Source organism: Tabrizicola sp. (genome assembly GCF_030694085.1).
In the GTDB taxonomy this organism is placed as follows: domain Bacteria; phylum Pseudomonadota; class Alphaproteobacteria; order Rhodobacterales; family Rhodobacteraceae; genus Tabrizicola.
Genome location: NZ_JAUXZE010000079.1, coordinates 1 through 14,852, shown reverse-complemented (window position 1 = coordinate 14,852; position 14,852 = coordinate 1). Strand labels below are relative to the sequence as shown.

Here is a 14,852-nt window from a genome sequence, read left to right as displayed (position 1 = left end):
ATGGCCTTGTATCGTTTTTGGAGATGCCGCCAGATTGCACCCCAGCAGGGGCCCTGATGGATCAGGCGGGGCTGAGGCGACGTTTCATTAGTTCACCCTGAACAAAGTGTTCGGGCTGGAACGACGGTCTGACGGCGCCATTGCAGCGCGCTTTTTGCAGCCCACAGGGTGACGACAAAACAGGAAAGCCAAGCCCGCAGGTGGGCCAGGATCTTGCGGATGTTGTGGCCGCAGGCGCAGAGCACGGCGGAGAGGGCGTCGCCGATATGGCCTTTCAACGGGCATCGTGACAGGCGGCCGTCGGTTTTCATGTGGCCGATCTCGGCCTCGATGGCGCTGCGGCGGCGGAGGTCTGCGATCACTTTTGGCGTCAAGCCGCGCCTTGTGCCGCTGATAAGAACGCGGGTCCTGTTTTCACCGTGACCACGATAGCCGCGGTCGACCACAGCGAGGTCGGGGCGCTGGTCGGTCAGGATTTCCACCTGCTCCAGTGCCGGACGGTGAGTGTGGCCGTCGTAGGGATTGCCCGGAAAGCTGCGCATGCCGACGATGAAGCCTTCGTCCAGCGTGGTGGCCATGCTGACCTTGCAGCCGAACTCGTATCGGACACGTGCCTTGCCCTTGGAGATGCAGTCGACCTCGGGCTCATGCAGGGCGTAGATCTTGTCAGCCCCCTTGGGCTACTGGTGCAGGAGCTGCGAGACCAGAGCAAGCCTGGCGATGATCCTGTCGCGCAGGCCACCATCGGGGATGCCATCGAGCTGGCGGCGCAGGTCGCGCATGACACGACCGGCATAGCCCTTCTGCCTTTTCAACGCTTTACGCATGCGCTTGAACTGCTTGGCATGGGCGTAGCGGCCGTCCTGCAGCGCCAGCCTAGGCGCAAGGCGGGCATAGGATTGCCGCAGCTCCACCCCGGCCTCCTGCGCCAGCGCCACAAGCTGGTCCCGCGCCCGCTCGTAAAGCCGGGCATCCGTCGGATGGGCGATGTTCTTTTCCATCACGGTCGTGTCGACTGCCACGCGCTTCGCGCTGTCCTCGTTGATGGTGCCAGATTTCTGCCCCGCACGGATTGTCTGGGTCAGCAGCCATTCGACATCTTCCTCGCCAATGCGACCACGCCAGCGGGTCAGCGAGGACGGGTCGATAGGCAGCTTGTGCTGGAAAAAGACCTCGCCGGTGAAGTGCTGGTAATACGGGTTCTCCACCCAACGCGCGACGACCGCCTCATCCGACAGCCGATAGGCATGCTGGAGATAGAGCAGCCCCGCCACCAACCGCGGCTCTGTCGCCGGCCGCCCCTTGGCAGACGGAAAGAAACCCGCCCACTCCCGCTCGAACACCTCCCAGTCGATCAGCGCTGCCAGTTTCGCCAACTCGTGCCGCCCGTCGATAATGTCGATCAGACGTGGACGCAGCAGGTCATCCTGATCTTCAGGGCGCGGACGGTGCTTCATGGCAGAACCGAAATTGCAGGGTTTCGCCCAAAATCATACAAAACCCGGCAGGTCACGGCGACACAATTCACCACCTTTCAGTGCAAAATCAACGGTATGGCTGTTGTTCAGGCCGAACTCATTAGCGCACGATAGACCGTCTCGGCCTCGTAGATCCGAGCTAGGTCGCAAGTTTCGTCTGTCTTGTGCGCTAGAGCAGGATCCCCCGGACCTAGTATCATGACCGGCGTGGACTTGTCTTTACCCTGCAGGAATGCGCCATCGGTAAAATAGCTTGCTGCGGTGGGCGGCGGCAAACCTTGCCCGGTCACCTGTTGCCATACCGACGTCACCTTGCGCGCAAATGCAGTTTCCGGTGCAGTCCAGACGCTCGGGATGTCAATCAGTTTGGTCAGCGCTAGGTCGGTGCTGCAGAACGCCTGCAGCGTCGCAAGCAGCACCTGATGCTCGATATGTTCATTGGTGCGCACGTCCAGCGTGAACCGGCAGCGGTCCGGAACGGAGTTGACATTCAACCCGCCTTCGATGCGTCCGATGTTCAACGTCATGTGGCCAAGCGCGGCATCACCCTTTACGGGCATCGCAAATCCTTGCAAACGACGAATCTGATCGACCGCCTTAAGAATGGCGTTCACGCCCAGATGGGGCATTGAGCCGTGTGCCGTCACGCCAGTAGCTTCGGCCTCTAGCCAGAATGCCCCCTTGTGGCCATAGTAGGGTGCATTCAGGCTCGGCTCTGCCACGATGATGCCTTCGAGCGGGCCCAGATCCATAGTCCGAACCAATGCGGCCGCCCCTTCGCAGCCGGTCTCTTCGGCGGTTGTGATCACCAGCACGACGCCCGGGCCTTGGCTTAGCCGGTCCCGTTCGGCGATGCAGGCGGTCACCATTGCGGCGATACCCGCTTTCATATCCGAAGTGCCCCGCCCCAGTACTTTCCCGCCGCGCACCTCGCCTGCGAGCGGATCGAAGGACCAGGGTTTCTCACCCAACGGTACAGTATCTACATGCCCGCTAAAGCACAGCGGAGGCGTAGAGGCGCAGCCGGACCCCAACCGTGCCACGAGGTTCGGCCGGCCCGGCGCGAATTGCACGAGTTCCGTATCGAACCCAGCATCGGAAAGGATGTTGGCAATATCGTCGATGCAAGCCTGTTCGTTGCCGGGCGGATTGACCGTATTGTGCCGGACGAGGCGCGTTGTGAGTTGTACCGGATCAAGGGCCGTCATGACGCAGTTTTCCAGCTGGAGCGCAATTCAGATGGCAAGGTATTCACGCATGGCGTCGGTCGCTTCAAGGTCGGCACGCGTCCCCTCGGCCACGACCGATCCATTTTCGATGATCACGCAGCGGTCAGTCATGCGGAATACCATGGGCACATTCTGCTCGACGATAAGGATTGTGAGTTTGTGCATTCGGTTGATCTCGACCAGAATCTCGGCAATCTGGTGAACGAGTACTGGCATGATCCCGTCTGAAGGCTCGTCCAGCAGCATGACCTGCGGATGCGTCATGAGCCCGCGGCCGATGGCCAGCATCTGTTGTTCGCCGCCGCTCATGGTGCCGGCTTTCTGGTCCAACCGCTCGCCCAGCCTGACGAAATAGCCGAGAACCTCGTTCAGTCGGGACGGCTTGTCTGCTGGCGCACCCAAACGACCCATCTCAAGGTTTTCTCGCACAGTCAGTTGCGGGAAGATGCCCCGCCCCTGGACGATCGTCGCGATCCCTAGGCGTGATCGCTGGTGGGGCGGCAGACGGGTAATGTCCCGCCCGCCAGCGAGTATAGAGCCTGCCGTAGGGATGTTTAAACCGGAAATGGTGCGGACGAGCGTGCTCTTACCCATCCCGTTCCGCCCGAGAACACCCAATATTGAGCCGGACTCGACCTTCATGGACAACCCGCGAAGTACTTTTGAACCACCGTAACCGGCCGATACCTGATCGAGGATGATGTCCATCTTATTCGTTGCCCAAGTAGATGTTGCGCACATGAGCGTTCGACGACACCTCCTCGAAACTGCCTTCGCAGAAGACCTTGCCAAGGTGTAGCACGGTGATGGGCGCCTGCAGATCGCGGATGAAGTTGATGTCATGCTCGATGATGATAGCCGACAGCCGCAGCCTTTGCGTCAGATCCCGGATCAGTGTGCCAGTTGCATGTGTCTCTTCCGCGGTCATTCCCGCCGTAGGTTCGTCCAGCAGCAGAAGTTGCGCCTTGGCACCCAGCAACAGCCCGATCTCCAGCCACTGGCGTTGACCATGTGACAAGACAGACGCCTCCCGATCCGCAAAAGCCGTCATTCGCACCAGATCCAATACTTCGTCGAGGCGGGTCTGGCGTTGGCCCCGGGGTGTGCCAGCCGCAATGACAGCAAGCTCTATGTTTTCTCGCGCTGTCAGTCCCAAGAACACTGAAGGAGTCTGAAATTTGCGAATGATGCCGAGTCGGGCGCGTTGTTGCACCTTCAGCGCCGTAATGTCGGTGCCGCGGAAGAAGATGCGCCCTTCTGTTGGACGCAGATGCCCGGAAATCATACTGATAAAGGTCGTCTTTCCTGCCCCATTCGGACCGATCACCGATCGGATTTCACCCTCTGCTACGGAGAAGTTTACGTCCTCGTTGGCTACCAGACCCTCGAAGCGTTTGGTTAATTTCTCGACCGACAAAAGTTGGTTCACGGCTGTGCGCTCCGTCTGTTGGCCACGAAGCGCTCCAGTGTGCCGGCAACACCGCCACGAAAGAAGGCGATGGTCAAAATGAAGACCAGCCCCAAGGCAAGTTGCCAATAGGTCGGGGTGATCGCGCTGAGATAGTTCGACAGAGACGAGACGATTATCCCTCCCAATAGCGCACCGATGAGAGATGAGCGTCCGGCAATGGCAACCCAGACCACCACCTCGGTCGAGAAGAGTACACCTCCGATCGACGGAGAAACAAACCCGGAATGCAGTCCGTACAATGCCCCGGCAAGTGCAGCGACGGCGCCAGACAAGGCAAAGGCTGCTGTCTTGTGCAGGGCCGCCGGCACACCCAAAGAGACCAGCCGCATCTCGTTTTCCCTAATGCCGGTCAGAACCTTGCCGAAACGCGACCGGGTAAAGGCGTAGAGACCTGCGTAAATCAGGGCGACGGCTGCAAGAACGACATAATAGACCGGAATATCTGCAAAAAGTTCGATGCGGGTGAACCCAAGATCGATCGTCGGGCGCATGATAAACATGCCGTTCCACCCCCCGGTCAACTGCGACTGGCTGACTGATAGCTGCTCGACGACAATCGAAAGTGCCAGCGTAACGAGAACAAAATAGGCATCGCGCACACCTGCGCTGAACAGAAAATATCCGATCAGAGCCGCCACCAGATAGCCCAGCAAAACCGCCGCAATGAGACCAAGGAACAGTCCGCCGAAAGGCAACGATCCGTTTGTCATCAGGCCAATTGCATAGCCGCCGATCGCGAAAAAGCCAGCTTGGCCAAAGCTAAGGATGCCAGTCACTCCCCACAGCAACGCAAGTGACATCGCGAGAACGCCGAAGATCATGTACTGCGGCAGGATGTAGACGATGTACCCAGACACAAAGAGCGGGAACAGCGCGAGGCAGGCGAATACGGCAATCGCAACTTTGGCTTCGCCCCCGAAACGGGTGCGGTGGCTGTGTGCGGAAACGGGCACGCGGGGTTCTATCATGTTCAGTTTTCCTCAGTCGCGGCCGGCCAGCAGGCCGCGTGGGAAAAACCGCAGCAGGACTACTGCGAGTACGAAAACTATGGTCTGGGCGAAGACTTGGCTGGTTGCCAGAGCAAAGATTGTTTCACTGCCGCCGATCACGAAACTGCCGATAATCGTTCCCTCGACCAGCAGACCCAAGCCCCCAAGCGTGACGACGAAGAATGAGCGAACCAGATAGACGTTACCGATATAGGGGTCGATGGACAGCATTGGACTGATCAACGCACCGGCAAGACCCGATAGAAAAGCCCCAGCCACGAACACCTGCTTGTAAAGCATTGAAGCATCCTGACCAAGCAGACTTGCCACCTCCTGATTTTGGACCAGGGCGCGGATCCGCAGGCCGAAGGTCGTTTTCTTGTAAATGAAACCGATGGTCAGAAGGATCAGCAGTGAAAGGACCGCCACGACAGCTCGGTAGGCCGGGATTTGCAGGGCGCCAATTTCAATCGTTCCGGGCAAGGGGTTCGACACCGCCCGAAAGTCCGTTCCAAACACGATCTTGATGACTTCAGTTGACACCATGAAAAACCCCCAGGTGAGAAGCAGGGTCTCGAAAGGTTTGGAATAGAAGTGCCGGATCAACACATGTTCCAGCAGCAGACCGACGATGGCCACGCCAAACGCCGCCAACGGGACTGCCAGAATGAAGGGCAGGCCCGCCGTGGTGGTGGCCCAGGTCAGATAGGCCCCCAGCGTCAGCATCGCACCGTGGCCCATATTGATGACGCCGATCAGGCCGAAAACGACAGCCAATCCGGACGCGGCAAGGGAAAGGACGAGGGTGATCAGAACCGAGTCGATGGCTACGCCGATAATGTCTGACACACTCTGCCTCCAAGCGTTTCTTGTCGTTGGTGTCCGCCAGCCTGACAGGGCTGGCGGGCCTTGTTTGGGCTCGGATCAGAGCGGCAGGGTGCAGCGGGCCGGGGCCGGCGTCACCTTGTCGAAAAACTGCACCTGTTCAAACATGTCATTCACAGAGGTCCAGCCTTCGCGCACTTTCATCAGATAGGACGGAAGGATCGCCTGATGATCTTCGGCCTGCAAGGTGATCGACCCTTGTGGCGCACCTGCAAAGGACGACCCGCGCAAGGCGTCACGCACCTTGTCGGTGTCGGTAGAACCCGCAGCCGTGATCGCTTGCGCCAGCAAATGTGCCGCATTGTACATACCGACGCCCACCGTGTTCATCAGGGTGTCGTTGCCGAACTTCTTGAACAGCTTTTCGAGGAACACCTTGTTGTTCTCGGTTTCGATGGTCATGAAATAATCGAAGCTGACATAGGTTCCAGCCGACACCTCTGCGCCCAGACCTGAGGTCACCACCTCTTCATCATCCACCGTCCAGATTATGATGTCCTTGCTCATGCCGGCCGCATGGAACTGACGACGGAAGTTCACCGTGTCGCTGCCGGTCAACGAATGGAATATCACCTCCGCACCCGAGTCGCGAATTTCGCGCAGCACGGATTCGTACTCTGGCGTGTTGAACGGGATGTAGGACTCGCCCACGACCTCGCCGCCAAACTCGGCGAATTTTTCCTTGAACATCTTGTTCGTCTCACGCGGCCAAGCGTAGTCGGAACCGATCAGGAAAAACTTCTTGCCGTGGTTTTTGACGATGTACTCGACATGCGGCCAAACCTGCTGTGATGGCTCCGGTCCGCACATGAACATGTTCTTGTTGCACACACCGGGGAAGAATTCCTGACTCTGGCCCTCATAGAACGTGGGGTAAAGCATCAGCTTGTTGGCCTGCTGCACCACCGGCCCCGCCGCGTTGCGCTCGGCACTCGAGAACGTACCCGCGAGGAATTCGACATTTTCCTGCCGCAGCAGACGGTTGGCCTGCTCGACCACGATGCGTGGCTCGGTCTTGGAGTCGCCCACGACGATTTCCAGAGGGCGGCCGTTCGCACCACCGGCGGCGTTGATCTCTTCCACGGCGAGCTCGAAGCCCGCCATGTGGGCCGCGCCATATACCGTCCAGGCTCCGGTCAGCGGCGAGATGACACCGATGCGGATGGCATCGGCAGCATGGGCCGCGTTGCTGAGGAAAGGCGTGGCAAGCGGCGCCGCCGCCATCGCGCTCATCCCCTTCAGGATCGACCGGCGGCTGATCCCGCTTTGCGCCGGCGCTTCTCGTAGATTCCTGTTCATTGCAATCACTCCTGTTGGATTCGGTTTCTTTTTCTTCAGGCCGCGAAAGTCAGCCCGGGCCTAGTACCAGCCGGGCTCGACCGGTGCCCCAAGCATTTCTTCGTAAACATCGCTGCGGCGGTCGCGCAGGATCTGGTTGTATTCGTTCCAGTTCCGCTTGCGCCGTGCGTCCGATAAGTTCACCTCGGCATAGATGATTTCTTCGTCCTTGTCGCTTGCTGGGCCAGCGATCGGCCAGCCTGTGTAGCTTGTGATCAGGCTCTGGCCGACGAAAGGCTGACCGCGCTCCGTGCCAACCCGATCTGCGGCAGCAACGAAAACCGAGTTTGAATGAGCAGACCCCATAACCAGAATGTTGGCCATAGCCTCGCGCTTCGGATCCTGACCGGGAATAGGCACCCAGTTGGTGGGGATGCAGATTATATCCGCCCCTTGCAAGGCACACAGCCTGTAGCTTTCTGGGAACCATCCGTCGTAGCAGATGAAGGTTCCGATCCGGCCAATCGGTGTATTGAAGACCGGGAAGCCAAGGTTTCCGGGCTCGAAATACAGCGCCTCCTCGTTCCAAAGATGGACCTTCCGGAATGTGCCGATATACCCGTCGGGCCCGATGACCACGGCAGAATTGTAGAGTTCATCGCCGTCGCGCTCGGCGATCCCAGCTACTATGTAAAGGCCGCGCGCCTTGGCGACGTCCATCCAGGCATCACAGGTCGGGCCGCCAGGCACAGCTTCCGAAAGCTCGAAGGCCTCTTCACGTGACCGAAAGACGTATCCGGAATTTGCAAGCTCCGGGAGCACGAGCAACCTTGCCCCTGCGTCGGCCGCCTTTTCAATCATGGTCAGGCTGTGCCGGATGTTGCGATCCTTTTCGCCAACAATCGGCTCCATCTGGATGCAGGCAATTTTCACAAGCGCCTCACGACGTGGCTTCGGATCGGCCATCAGCATCTCCCTGTCACAATTTGCCCGACCCAAAGGTCACCGGGCGAAGCTTCCATCCAGAAAATGGATAACTACACTTGACTGCTTGTCAAGTCGCTTGAATTACTGCGTGTTAACCTACGTAGGTGTTCGGAAGCGGGTTTCCGACACTGCAGGAAATTGATACCCGCCTAGTGGCGAAGTGGACTTTTTTGGTCTCGGGGGGGACGAGCGGATGATTGACAAAGGAGCGCTGGCAGCCTCCGAGGCGACGTCGGTTGGTCAAGCGTTTCGCGGCGTCGACTTTTTCGGGCCACGTCTGCGGCATGCCCGCCGCGTGAAGAAATTGCGCCTGCGTGACGTCGCCGATGCTGTCGGCTGTTCAGAAAGTATGATGTCAAAAATCGAGTGTGGCAAAGTTATGCCGTCCCTAAAAATGCTGCATCGCGTAGCTGCGGCGTTGGATACGAGCATCGCCGCCCTGTTCAACACCGAGGAGGAGCAGGATGTGGTGGTCTACAAGGCGGGCGAGCGACAATCGGTGATGATCAATGACGGTAAGACCGACGCGGGGATCTGCTTGGAGCGGCTGATTCCATACACCGCGGACCGCACCCTAGAAGGCAACATTCACGTCATAGGGCCCGGTGCGAGTAACGGCGGGACGATCCGCCACAAAGGGGAGGAAGTGGGATACGTCATCAGCGGAGAGATCAATCTTACTGTCGCGGACAGGCGCCATGTCCTAGCCGCAGGAGATTCCTTTTTCTTCCGTTCCGATCTGGAGCACAGCTATCACAACTCTACTGACCAACCGGCCTTAGTGCTCTGGGTGAATTCTCCACCCACATTCTGATCTGCTCCCGCCGTCCTACCTCGAACATCTAACCTGGCGAACGTGGAGCAGACAGTGCGCGCAATTGCTTGCCGATTGTGAGCGCAGGTATAATCATTCCGGAAACCCAGGGAGGCTCACCATGCCAGATGGCACAAACACACCGTCGCGCCGCAGCATCGTGGTGTCGGAGTTCACCAACAGCGTTCTGGACCCGGATGCACCGATGCTGGGGCCCGTCGAAAACGGCGGCACCATCATCGCCAACACCGCGCCAGGCTGCTGGGGGCCGATGATCACGCCGTCCCTGCGCGGTGGCCACGAGGTGACGCGCCCGGTGTTCGTCGAAGGCGCCGAGGTTGGCGACGGGGTGGTGCTCCGCATCCGCGACATAACCGTGACCTCTATTGCTACTGCGTCCGGGCATGACAGCTCGCCCGACGGGTTCTGCCTTGGCGACCCCTATGTGGCGGCACGCTGCCCGGTCTGCGATACGGTCTGGCCCGAGACGCATGTCGAAGGCATCGGGCAGGAGGCAGTGAAGTGCAACACCTGCGGTAACCCGGTGACGCCCTTTGCCATCGTGCATGGCTACACGGTGACCTTTGATGAAACCCGTTCGGTCGGCTTGACGCTGCCACGGGCTGCAGCTGAAACCATTGCACATGACGCGAACCATTATGCTGCCCTGCCGGATCAAAGCCGCCAGCACTCGATCCTCACCTTCGCGCCGTCCGACATGCCCGGAACGCTGGTGCGGATGCGTCCCTTCATGGGCCAGCTTGGCACCTGCCCGTCGATGGCGATGCCCGACAGTCACAATGCCGGCGATTTCGGGTCGTTCCTCGTCGGTGCACCGCATGAATATGCGATCACCGCCGAGCAGCTGGCGCAGCACAAGACCGATGGCCACATGGATATCGACGCGGTGCGGGCGGGGGCGATCATCGTCTGCCCGGTCAAGGTGCGCGGGGCCGGCGTTTACATGGGCGACATGCACGCGGGCCAGGGCGATGGCGAGATTGCGGGGCACACGATGGACGTCGCGGGTAGCGTGACGCTGCAGATCGAGGTCGTGAAGAACTATCCGCTGGATGGTCCCGTCCTGTTCCCGCTGGAGGAAGACCTTCCGCCGATGGCCCGCCCGTTCACCGCCGCCGAGCAGGCCAAGGGGCAGCGGCTGGCCACAAAGTGGGGGGTGGCGGCGATCGAGCCGCTGGCCCCGATCAGCGTGGTCGGCACGGCGGCCAACCTGAACCTCGCCATCGAGAACGGCCTGGCGCGGGCGGCAAAACTGCTGGGCATGACCGTGGCCGAGGTGCGCAACCGCGCGACGGTCAACGGCGCCATCGAGATCGGGCGTGCTCCGGGCGTGATCCAGGTGACTTTCCTCGCCCCACTCGCCCGGCTGGATGTCGTGGGTTTGGGCGACTACGCGCGCGAGCAATATAACCTCTAGAGTCCCAGGTAGAAGGACGTGCCGCTGAACTATTGATCTTGGCTGAAAGCGCGTGGCCGTCCGACAACCGGCGTGCTGCCTTTGGTTGCAGCGTTCGCTTGGGGGACGGCCGTCCCTAAAGCGTTTTCTGGCGGTTAATGCGCGGACGTTTACAGTGCCGATTTATTCAGCAGATCTCCTTGTGGACGCCTTGACCGTGTGAAACTCTTGTTCCGGCGTATTCCCGCTCCGATACCTGCAAGACGACCGACATGACAGCCAGTACTCGCACCGGAACCCATCTGTCCGTGCTCGCCATTTTGGGCCTGACCCATCTGTTGAACGACCTCCTGCAATCGCTGATCCCGGCCGCCTATCCGATCCTGAAACAGGCTTATACGCTTGATTTCGCTCAGATCGGCATCATCACGCTGACCTTCCAGATCGCCGGGGCACTGCTGCAGCCCGTCATCGGTGCAGTGACCGACCGGCATCCGGCCCCCTATTCGCCTGTTGCCGGCATGATGTTCACGTTGTCCGGTCTGGTGTGCCTCGCCTATGCCCCGAGCTACGCGATGATCCTTGCGTCCGTTGCCCTGATCGGCATCGGATCGTCGATTTTCCACCCCGAGGCGACGCGGATGGCACGCTATGCCAGCGGCGGGCGTCAGGGACTAGCGCAGGGGATGTTTCAGGTGGGGGGTCAGGCGGGCGGGGCGCTTGGGCCGGTGTTCGCCGCGCTGATCATCGTCCCGTGGGGCCAGCCGAGCTTGGCTTGGTTCGCGGTCCTCGCTCTGTTGGCAATGCTGCTACTGGTATGGATCGGCAGCAAACAGAGCCAGATCAGCACCGAATTCGCCGCGATGCGGGCGCGCAACAAGCAGGACAAGGCGACAGTCCGTCACGCACCGCTGACGATCGGTGTCGGACTTTTGGTGCTTACACTGCTGATGTTCGCCAAGAATGCCTATGGCGAAAGTTTCCGATCATTCTACACCTTTTACCTGATTGAACGGTTCGGACTGTCTATCCCGGCAGCCCAGTTCATGCTGTTCATCTTTCTGATCGCGGCGGCCGTAGGCGTCCTCATCGGCGGGATCGTTGGCGACCGTGTCGGCCGCTACCGGATCATCTGGATTTCCGTGTTGGGGCCGCTGCCGCTGACGGTGATGCTGCCTTACGCCGACCTGTTCTGGACAGGTGTTCTGACCATTCTCATCAACCTGGTCATGGCGAGTGCCTTCGCGTCGATATTGATCTATGCAATGGACCTTCTGCCGGACAGGATAGGACTGATCGGCGGCCTGTTCTACGGGCTGAACTTCGGTCTCGGAGGGATCGCAGCCGCGTTTTTGGGCAGTCTTGCAGACACCTACGGCGTCGAGGCGATTTACTGGTTCTGCTCGTTCTTGCCACTTGCGGGCCTGCTGGCGTGGTTCCTGCCCCGAATCGAGAACACCTGACGCCGCGCCTGCAGACGCAAGGCTGCATCATGAAGCGGCTGGGCCACCTCCTTGCTGACGGCTGGGACACCGAAGGCGCCTAGAGATCATCGAGTGTGCAAGGAGTTGGATTCAGTTTCGCCCGCTCCGGGTGAAGCGAGGGCCTTTCAGCGCAGCCCACCGCGACTGAAGGACCGCGCTTTTTGCAGCTTTGTTTAATCTGGCCGCTGTGGCCATTTCGGATCGGTAAAACCGCACAGATAGTCATCACCGACGTCGAGTTGCGGCTGCTGTAGTTCTGAAAAGGTGCGCGCAGCCTTGGGGTTTTAACGATTGAATTGAACGTCCGCTGGATATCGATGCTGCACAAGCGATGCCGCAACCGTGACAGACCGTTTTCCGCCCTTCGCGTCAACGAGAACGCATCGTTGTGACGGCGCGTTGGGTTTCACCGCCCCAACCGCTTCGCCCTCTCGGCCATCCTGACCACCTGCGCGCTGGCCGTCGCCGCAGCGCCACGCACGGCGGCGGGCGCCTGCACCGCCCCCCGACCGATCGCTTCACCCGTCGTAAGCGCCCCGATCCTTGCCCTGCCCTGCACGCCTGAAGTGTTCACCAGCCCCCGCAGGACCCCTGCTGACCCACTGACGATCGCAGGTGCCGCAGCCACCATCAGGTTCCCCGAAATCCCCCGCACAATCAGTGGCGTCGCCGCGACGAACCCCTTGGCCAGGAACACCATCACGAAGAATGGGACCAGTGAGCCGATGTTGGTCGCCGAGTTCGGGTCGCCGAGCTGGGCCAGCAGCGAATTCGCCATGCCGACCACGGTCGAGAACATGGCGGCGATGACGATGGGGTAGAAGGCGTAGCTGATCGTCGTCGAGACCCATCTGTGGAAGAAATCCTTGGTCGCATCGAAAAGAGACAGCGCGATCATGATCGGGGCGAGGCCGAGCATCAGGGTCAGCATCATCTTGGCGAAGATGAGGACGATGCCGGTCATGAAGCCGAGGAGGCTCAACATGACAAGGCCGATCCCGCCCAGGATCGCGCCAGTCATCCAGTTCAGATTGCTGCCGATCGCGTTCAGGTACTGGCTGAACTTTTCGATCAGAATATCGAATTCGCCCGCGAAATGCGTTGCCCCGGCACTGCCACCACCGACCGATGAGATCAGGGCTCCGGCGACGTAGTCGAGACCCCCGATGATGGCGGTCGCAACCGCGTTGAAGTTGGCCCAGTTGAAGGCGAACAACCCGATCAGGGTCAGCTTGATGAGGTACCAAAAGAAGCTGGCGCCATCCATGCTGCGGAACTGGAAGGCCATGTTGATGCAGACGCCGATCAACGAGAGCGTGACCATCAGCAAGACGACAGTGCCGGTATTGCTTGCCACAGCCCCGAACTGGGACTGGGCCGCATCGGCCAGGAAGCCGTCAGCTGTTCCGACCATCCAGCTGACAACACCCATCACCAGTTGCCTGGTGCTTCGCAGATTTCCCGGACGGTGGGCTCGAGTTGCTTGCGATTTTCAATCAACTCCCGCCGAAGCGCCGAGTGTTCGGCTTGGGTCAGGCCAGAATAACCCTGCTGATACTCGTTATTGCTGGTGTCCCAAGCCGGGAACCTGACGTCGCAGCCACAGTCTCCACTTGCTGCGATCGTTTGCCATGCGCGGATTTCATAGAGCTCCATCACAGTATTTGCCTTGTAAGCCTCGCGTGGGTGGACCTCGTCCATCCAGGTCGGACGCGCGGGCCGGTCGCTGCAGATCCGGTATTGCTGGGGGGTCATGGTCACGGTGAGATCGTTCGTCACCTGAGGGGAGGTCTGGGCTGCGAGGGGCGCGGCCAACATGACCACGGCTGCGGCGAGGGTGATTTTGCGCATGGGGATTTCCTTTCGGTTCATTCGGCCGCGACAGAGGGGCGTTTTGCCTCCCCGCTACTGTCCCGGCTCGGGTTTGGATGTCTTGCCTGTCCCGGCAGGAAGAATTCGGTGATGCCGCGCGCGCCATTGTGGCGGCCAGCCTGGATGATCACGTCGATCGAGCCCTCGATGTATTCGACCATGTCCGCATAGGTCATCGGCACCTGCGCTTTCAGGGCGGCGATGGCGAGGCGGCGGATGGCAAGTTGCGGGGTCTCGGCATGCAGGGTGGTGAGCGAGCCACCATGCCCGGTGTTGATCGCCTCGAGGAAGGTCATGGCCTCGCGCCCACGGACCTCCCCCAGCACGATCCTGTCGGGCCGCATGCGCAGGGTCGAGGCCAGAAGCACATCCGCGCTGCGGGTCTCGGTGTCGCGGTCGGCGATCAGCGTCACGGCGTTTGGCTGCTCGGGGCGCAGTTCTGCCGCCTCCTCGATGGTGATGATCCGCTCCTCGGGTGGGATCAGAGAGAGGATCTTGCGCGCCGCGACGGTCTTGCCGGTCGATGTGCCGCCCGAGACGATCATGTTGAGCTTGTTTTCGACGCAAAAGCGCAGCGCGGCGTTGATGTCACCCGAAGCCACCACATCTCGCAGCGCGGCGTTCCGTTCGCGGCGCAGGCCTTCGAGGCTGCGTTCTTTGCCAAAGAGGAAGCCGAGCCGGATCGCCTCCAGTGGCAGGGAGGAGAAGAACCGCAGCGAGATGGAAAACCCCCCTTCCACTGCCGGCGGCTGGATCACCTGCGCCCGGATCGGGCGGTCGCGGTAGAGGATTGAGACCGATACGATGGGCTTCTTGGTGCTGAGCGTGGTCGAGGCGGCCGAGGCGATCTGGTTGCCGAGGTCCTTGATCTCAGTCTGGGTCAGCGGCATGCCGAGGCTCCGCATGAAGTGATCGCCTTGGAATTCGCCCCAGACCTGCCCGTCGGGG

The 14,852-nt window shown here is 60.3% G+C and carries 13 protein-coding genes and 1 pseudogene; 3 read left to right on the top strand and 11 right to left on the bottom strand.

Going from position 1 to position 14,852, the window contains the following annotated elements:
- Positions 1–92 precede the first annotated feature (92 nt).
- The 8 genes and pseudogenes from Q8M85_RS18325 to Q8M85_RS18290 all read right to left on the bottom strand — a co-directional run bounded on the left by Q8M85_RS18325 (position 93) and on the right by Q8M85_RS18290 (position 8,296).
- Positions 93–1,457: pseudogene (locus Q8M85_RS18325) on the bottom strand (IS5 family transposase).
- A 107-nt stretch (positions 1,458–1,564) separates the two neighbouring features.
- Positions 1,565–2,686, bottom strand: coding sequence for a M20 family metallopeptidase (locus Q8M85_RS18320; protein ID WP_305547253.1), 1,122 nt, complete (start codon positions 2,684–2,686; stop codon positions 1,565–1,567).
- Between the two features lie 27 nt (positions 2,687–2,713).
- Entirely contained in the window at positions 2,714–3,415 is a 702-nt protein-coding gene (locus Q8M85_RS18315; protein WP_305547252.1) for an ABC transporter ATP-binding protein, read from the bottom strand.
- 1 nt (position 3,416) lies between these two features.
- Entirely contained in the window at positions 3,417–4,136 is a 720-nt protein-coding gene (locus Q8M85_RS18310; RefSeq protein ID WP_305547251.1) for an ATP-binding cassette domain-containing protein, read from the bottom strand.
- Positions 4,133–5,146, bottom strand: a complete 1,014-nt coding sequence (locus Q8M85_RS18305; RefSeq protein WP_305547250.1) for a branched-chain amino acid ABC transporter permease — start codon at positions 5,144–5,146, stop codon at positions 4,133–4,135. The genes Q8M85_RS18310 and Q8M85_RS18305 overlap by 4 nt, the downstream gene beginning before the upstream one ends.
- Before the next feature lie 12 nt (positions 5,147–5,158).
- The gene (locus Q8M85_RS18300) at positions 5,159–6,016 is read right to left on the bottom strand and encodes a branched-chain amino acid ABC transporter permease (protein WP_305547249.1); all 858 of its coding nucleotides are present in this window, start codon (positions 6,014–6,016) and stop codon (positions 5,159–5,161) included.
- Between the two features lie 75 nt (positions 6,017–6,091).
- Positions 6,092–7,351, bottom strand: a complete 1,260-nt coding sequence (locus Q8M85_RS18295) for a substrate-binding protein (protein ID WP_305547247.1) — start codon at positions 7,349–7,351, stop codon at positions 6,092–6,094.
- Positions 7,352–7,411: 60 nt separating this feature from the next.
- A complete protein-coding gene (locus Q8M85_RS18290; protein WP_305547246.1) occupies positions 7,412–8,296 on the bottom strand; it encodes a nitrilase family protein in 885 nt (294 codons plus the stop codon).
- Positions 8,297–8,510: 214 nt separating this feature from the next.
- Here Q8M85_RS18290 and Q8M85_RS18285 point away from each other — a divergent pair, with 214 nt between their 5' ends.
- From Q8M85_RS18285 to Q8M85_RS18275, 3 genes are all read left to right on the top strand, one after another.
- Entirely contained in the window at positions 8,511–9,131 is a 621-nt protein-coding gene (locus Q8M85_RS18285) for a cupin domain-containing protein (RefSeq protein WP_305547244.1), read from the top strand.
- Between the two features lie 121 nt (positions 9,132–9,252).
- Complete coding sequence (locus tag Q8M85_RS18280) at positions 9,253–10,569, top strand: acetamidase/formamidase family protein (RefSeq protein ID WP_305547242.1); 1,317 nt, start codon at positions 9,253–9,255, stop codon at positions 10,567–10,569.
- Between the two features lie 251 nt (positions 10,570–10,820).
- On the top strand, positions 10,821–12,011 hold the full coding sequence (locus tag Q8M85_RS18275; RefSeq protein ID WP_305547240.1) for an MFS transporter: 1,191 nt from the start codon (positions 10,821–10,823) through the stop codon (positions 12,009–12,011).
- Between the two features lie 427 nt (positions 12,012–12,438).
- On the opposite strand, the gene Q8M85_RS18270 is transcribed toward Q8M85_RS18275, so the two are convergent.
- The 3 genes from Q8M85_RS18270 to Q8M85_RS18260 form a co-directional block, all read right to left on the bottom strand.
- A complete protein-coding gene (locus tag Q8M85_RS18270) occupies positions 12,439–13,464 on the bottom strand; it encodes a type IV secretion system protein (RefSeq protein ID WP_305547238.1) in 1,026 nt (341 codons plus the stop codon).
- A complete protein-coding gene (locus Q8M85_RS18265) occupies positions 13,464–13,883 on the bottom strand; it encodes a hypothetical protein (protein ID WP_305547236.1) in 420 nt (139 codons plus the stop codon). Before Q8M85_RS18265 ends, Q8M85_RS18270 begins: the two co-directional genes overlap by 1 nt.
- Positions 13,884–13,900: 17 nt before the next feature.
- Positions 13,901–14,852 (bottom strand): ATPase, T2SS/T4P/T4SS family (locus Q8M85_RS18260; RefSeq protein ID WP_305547234.1); only part of this gene is annotated, 952 nt, incomplete at its 5' end.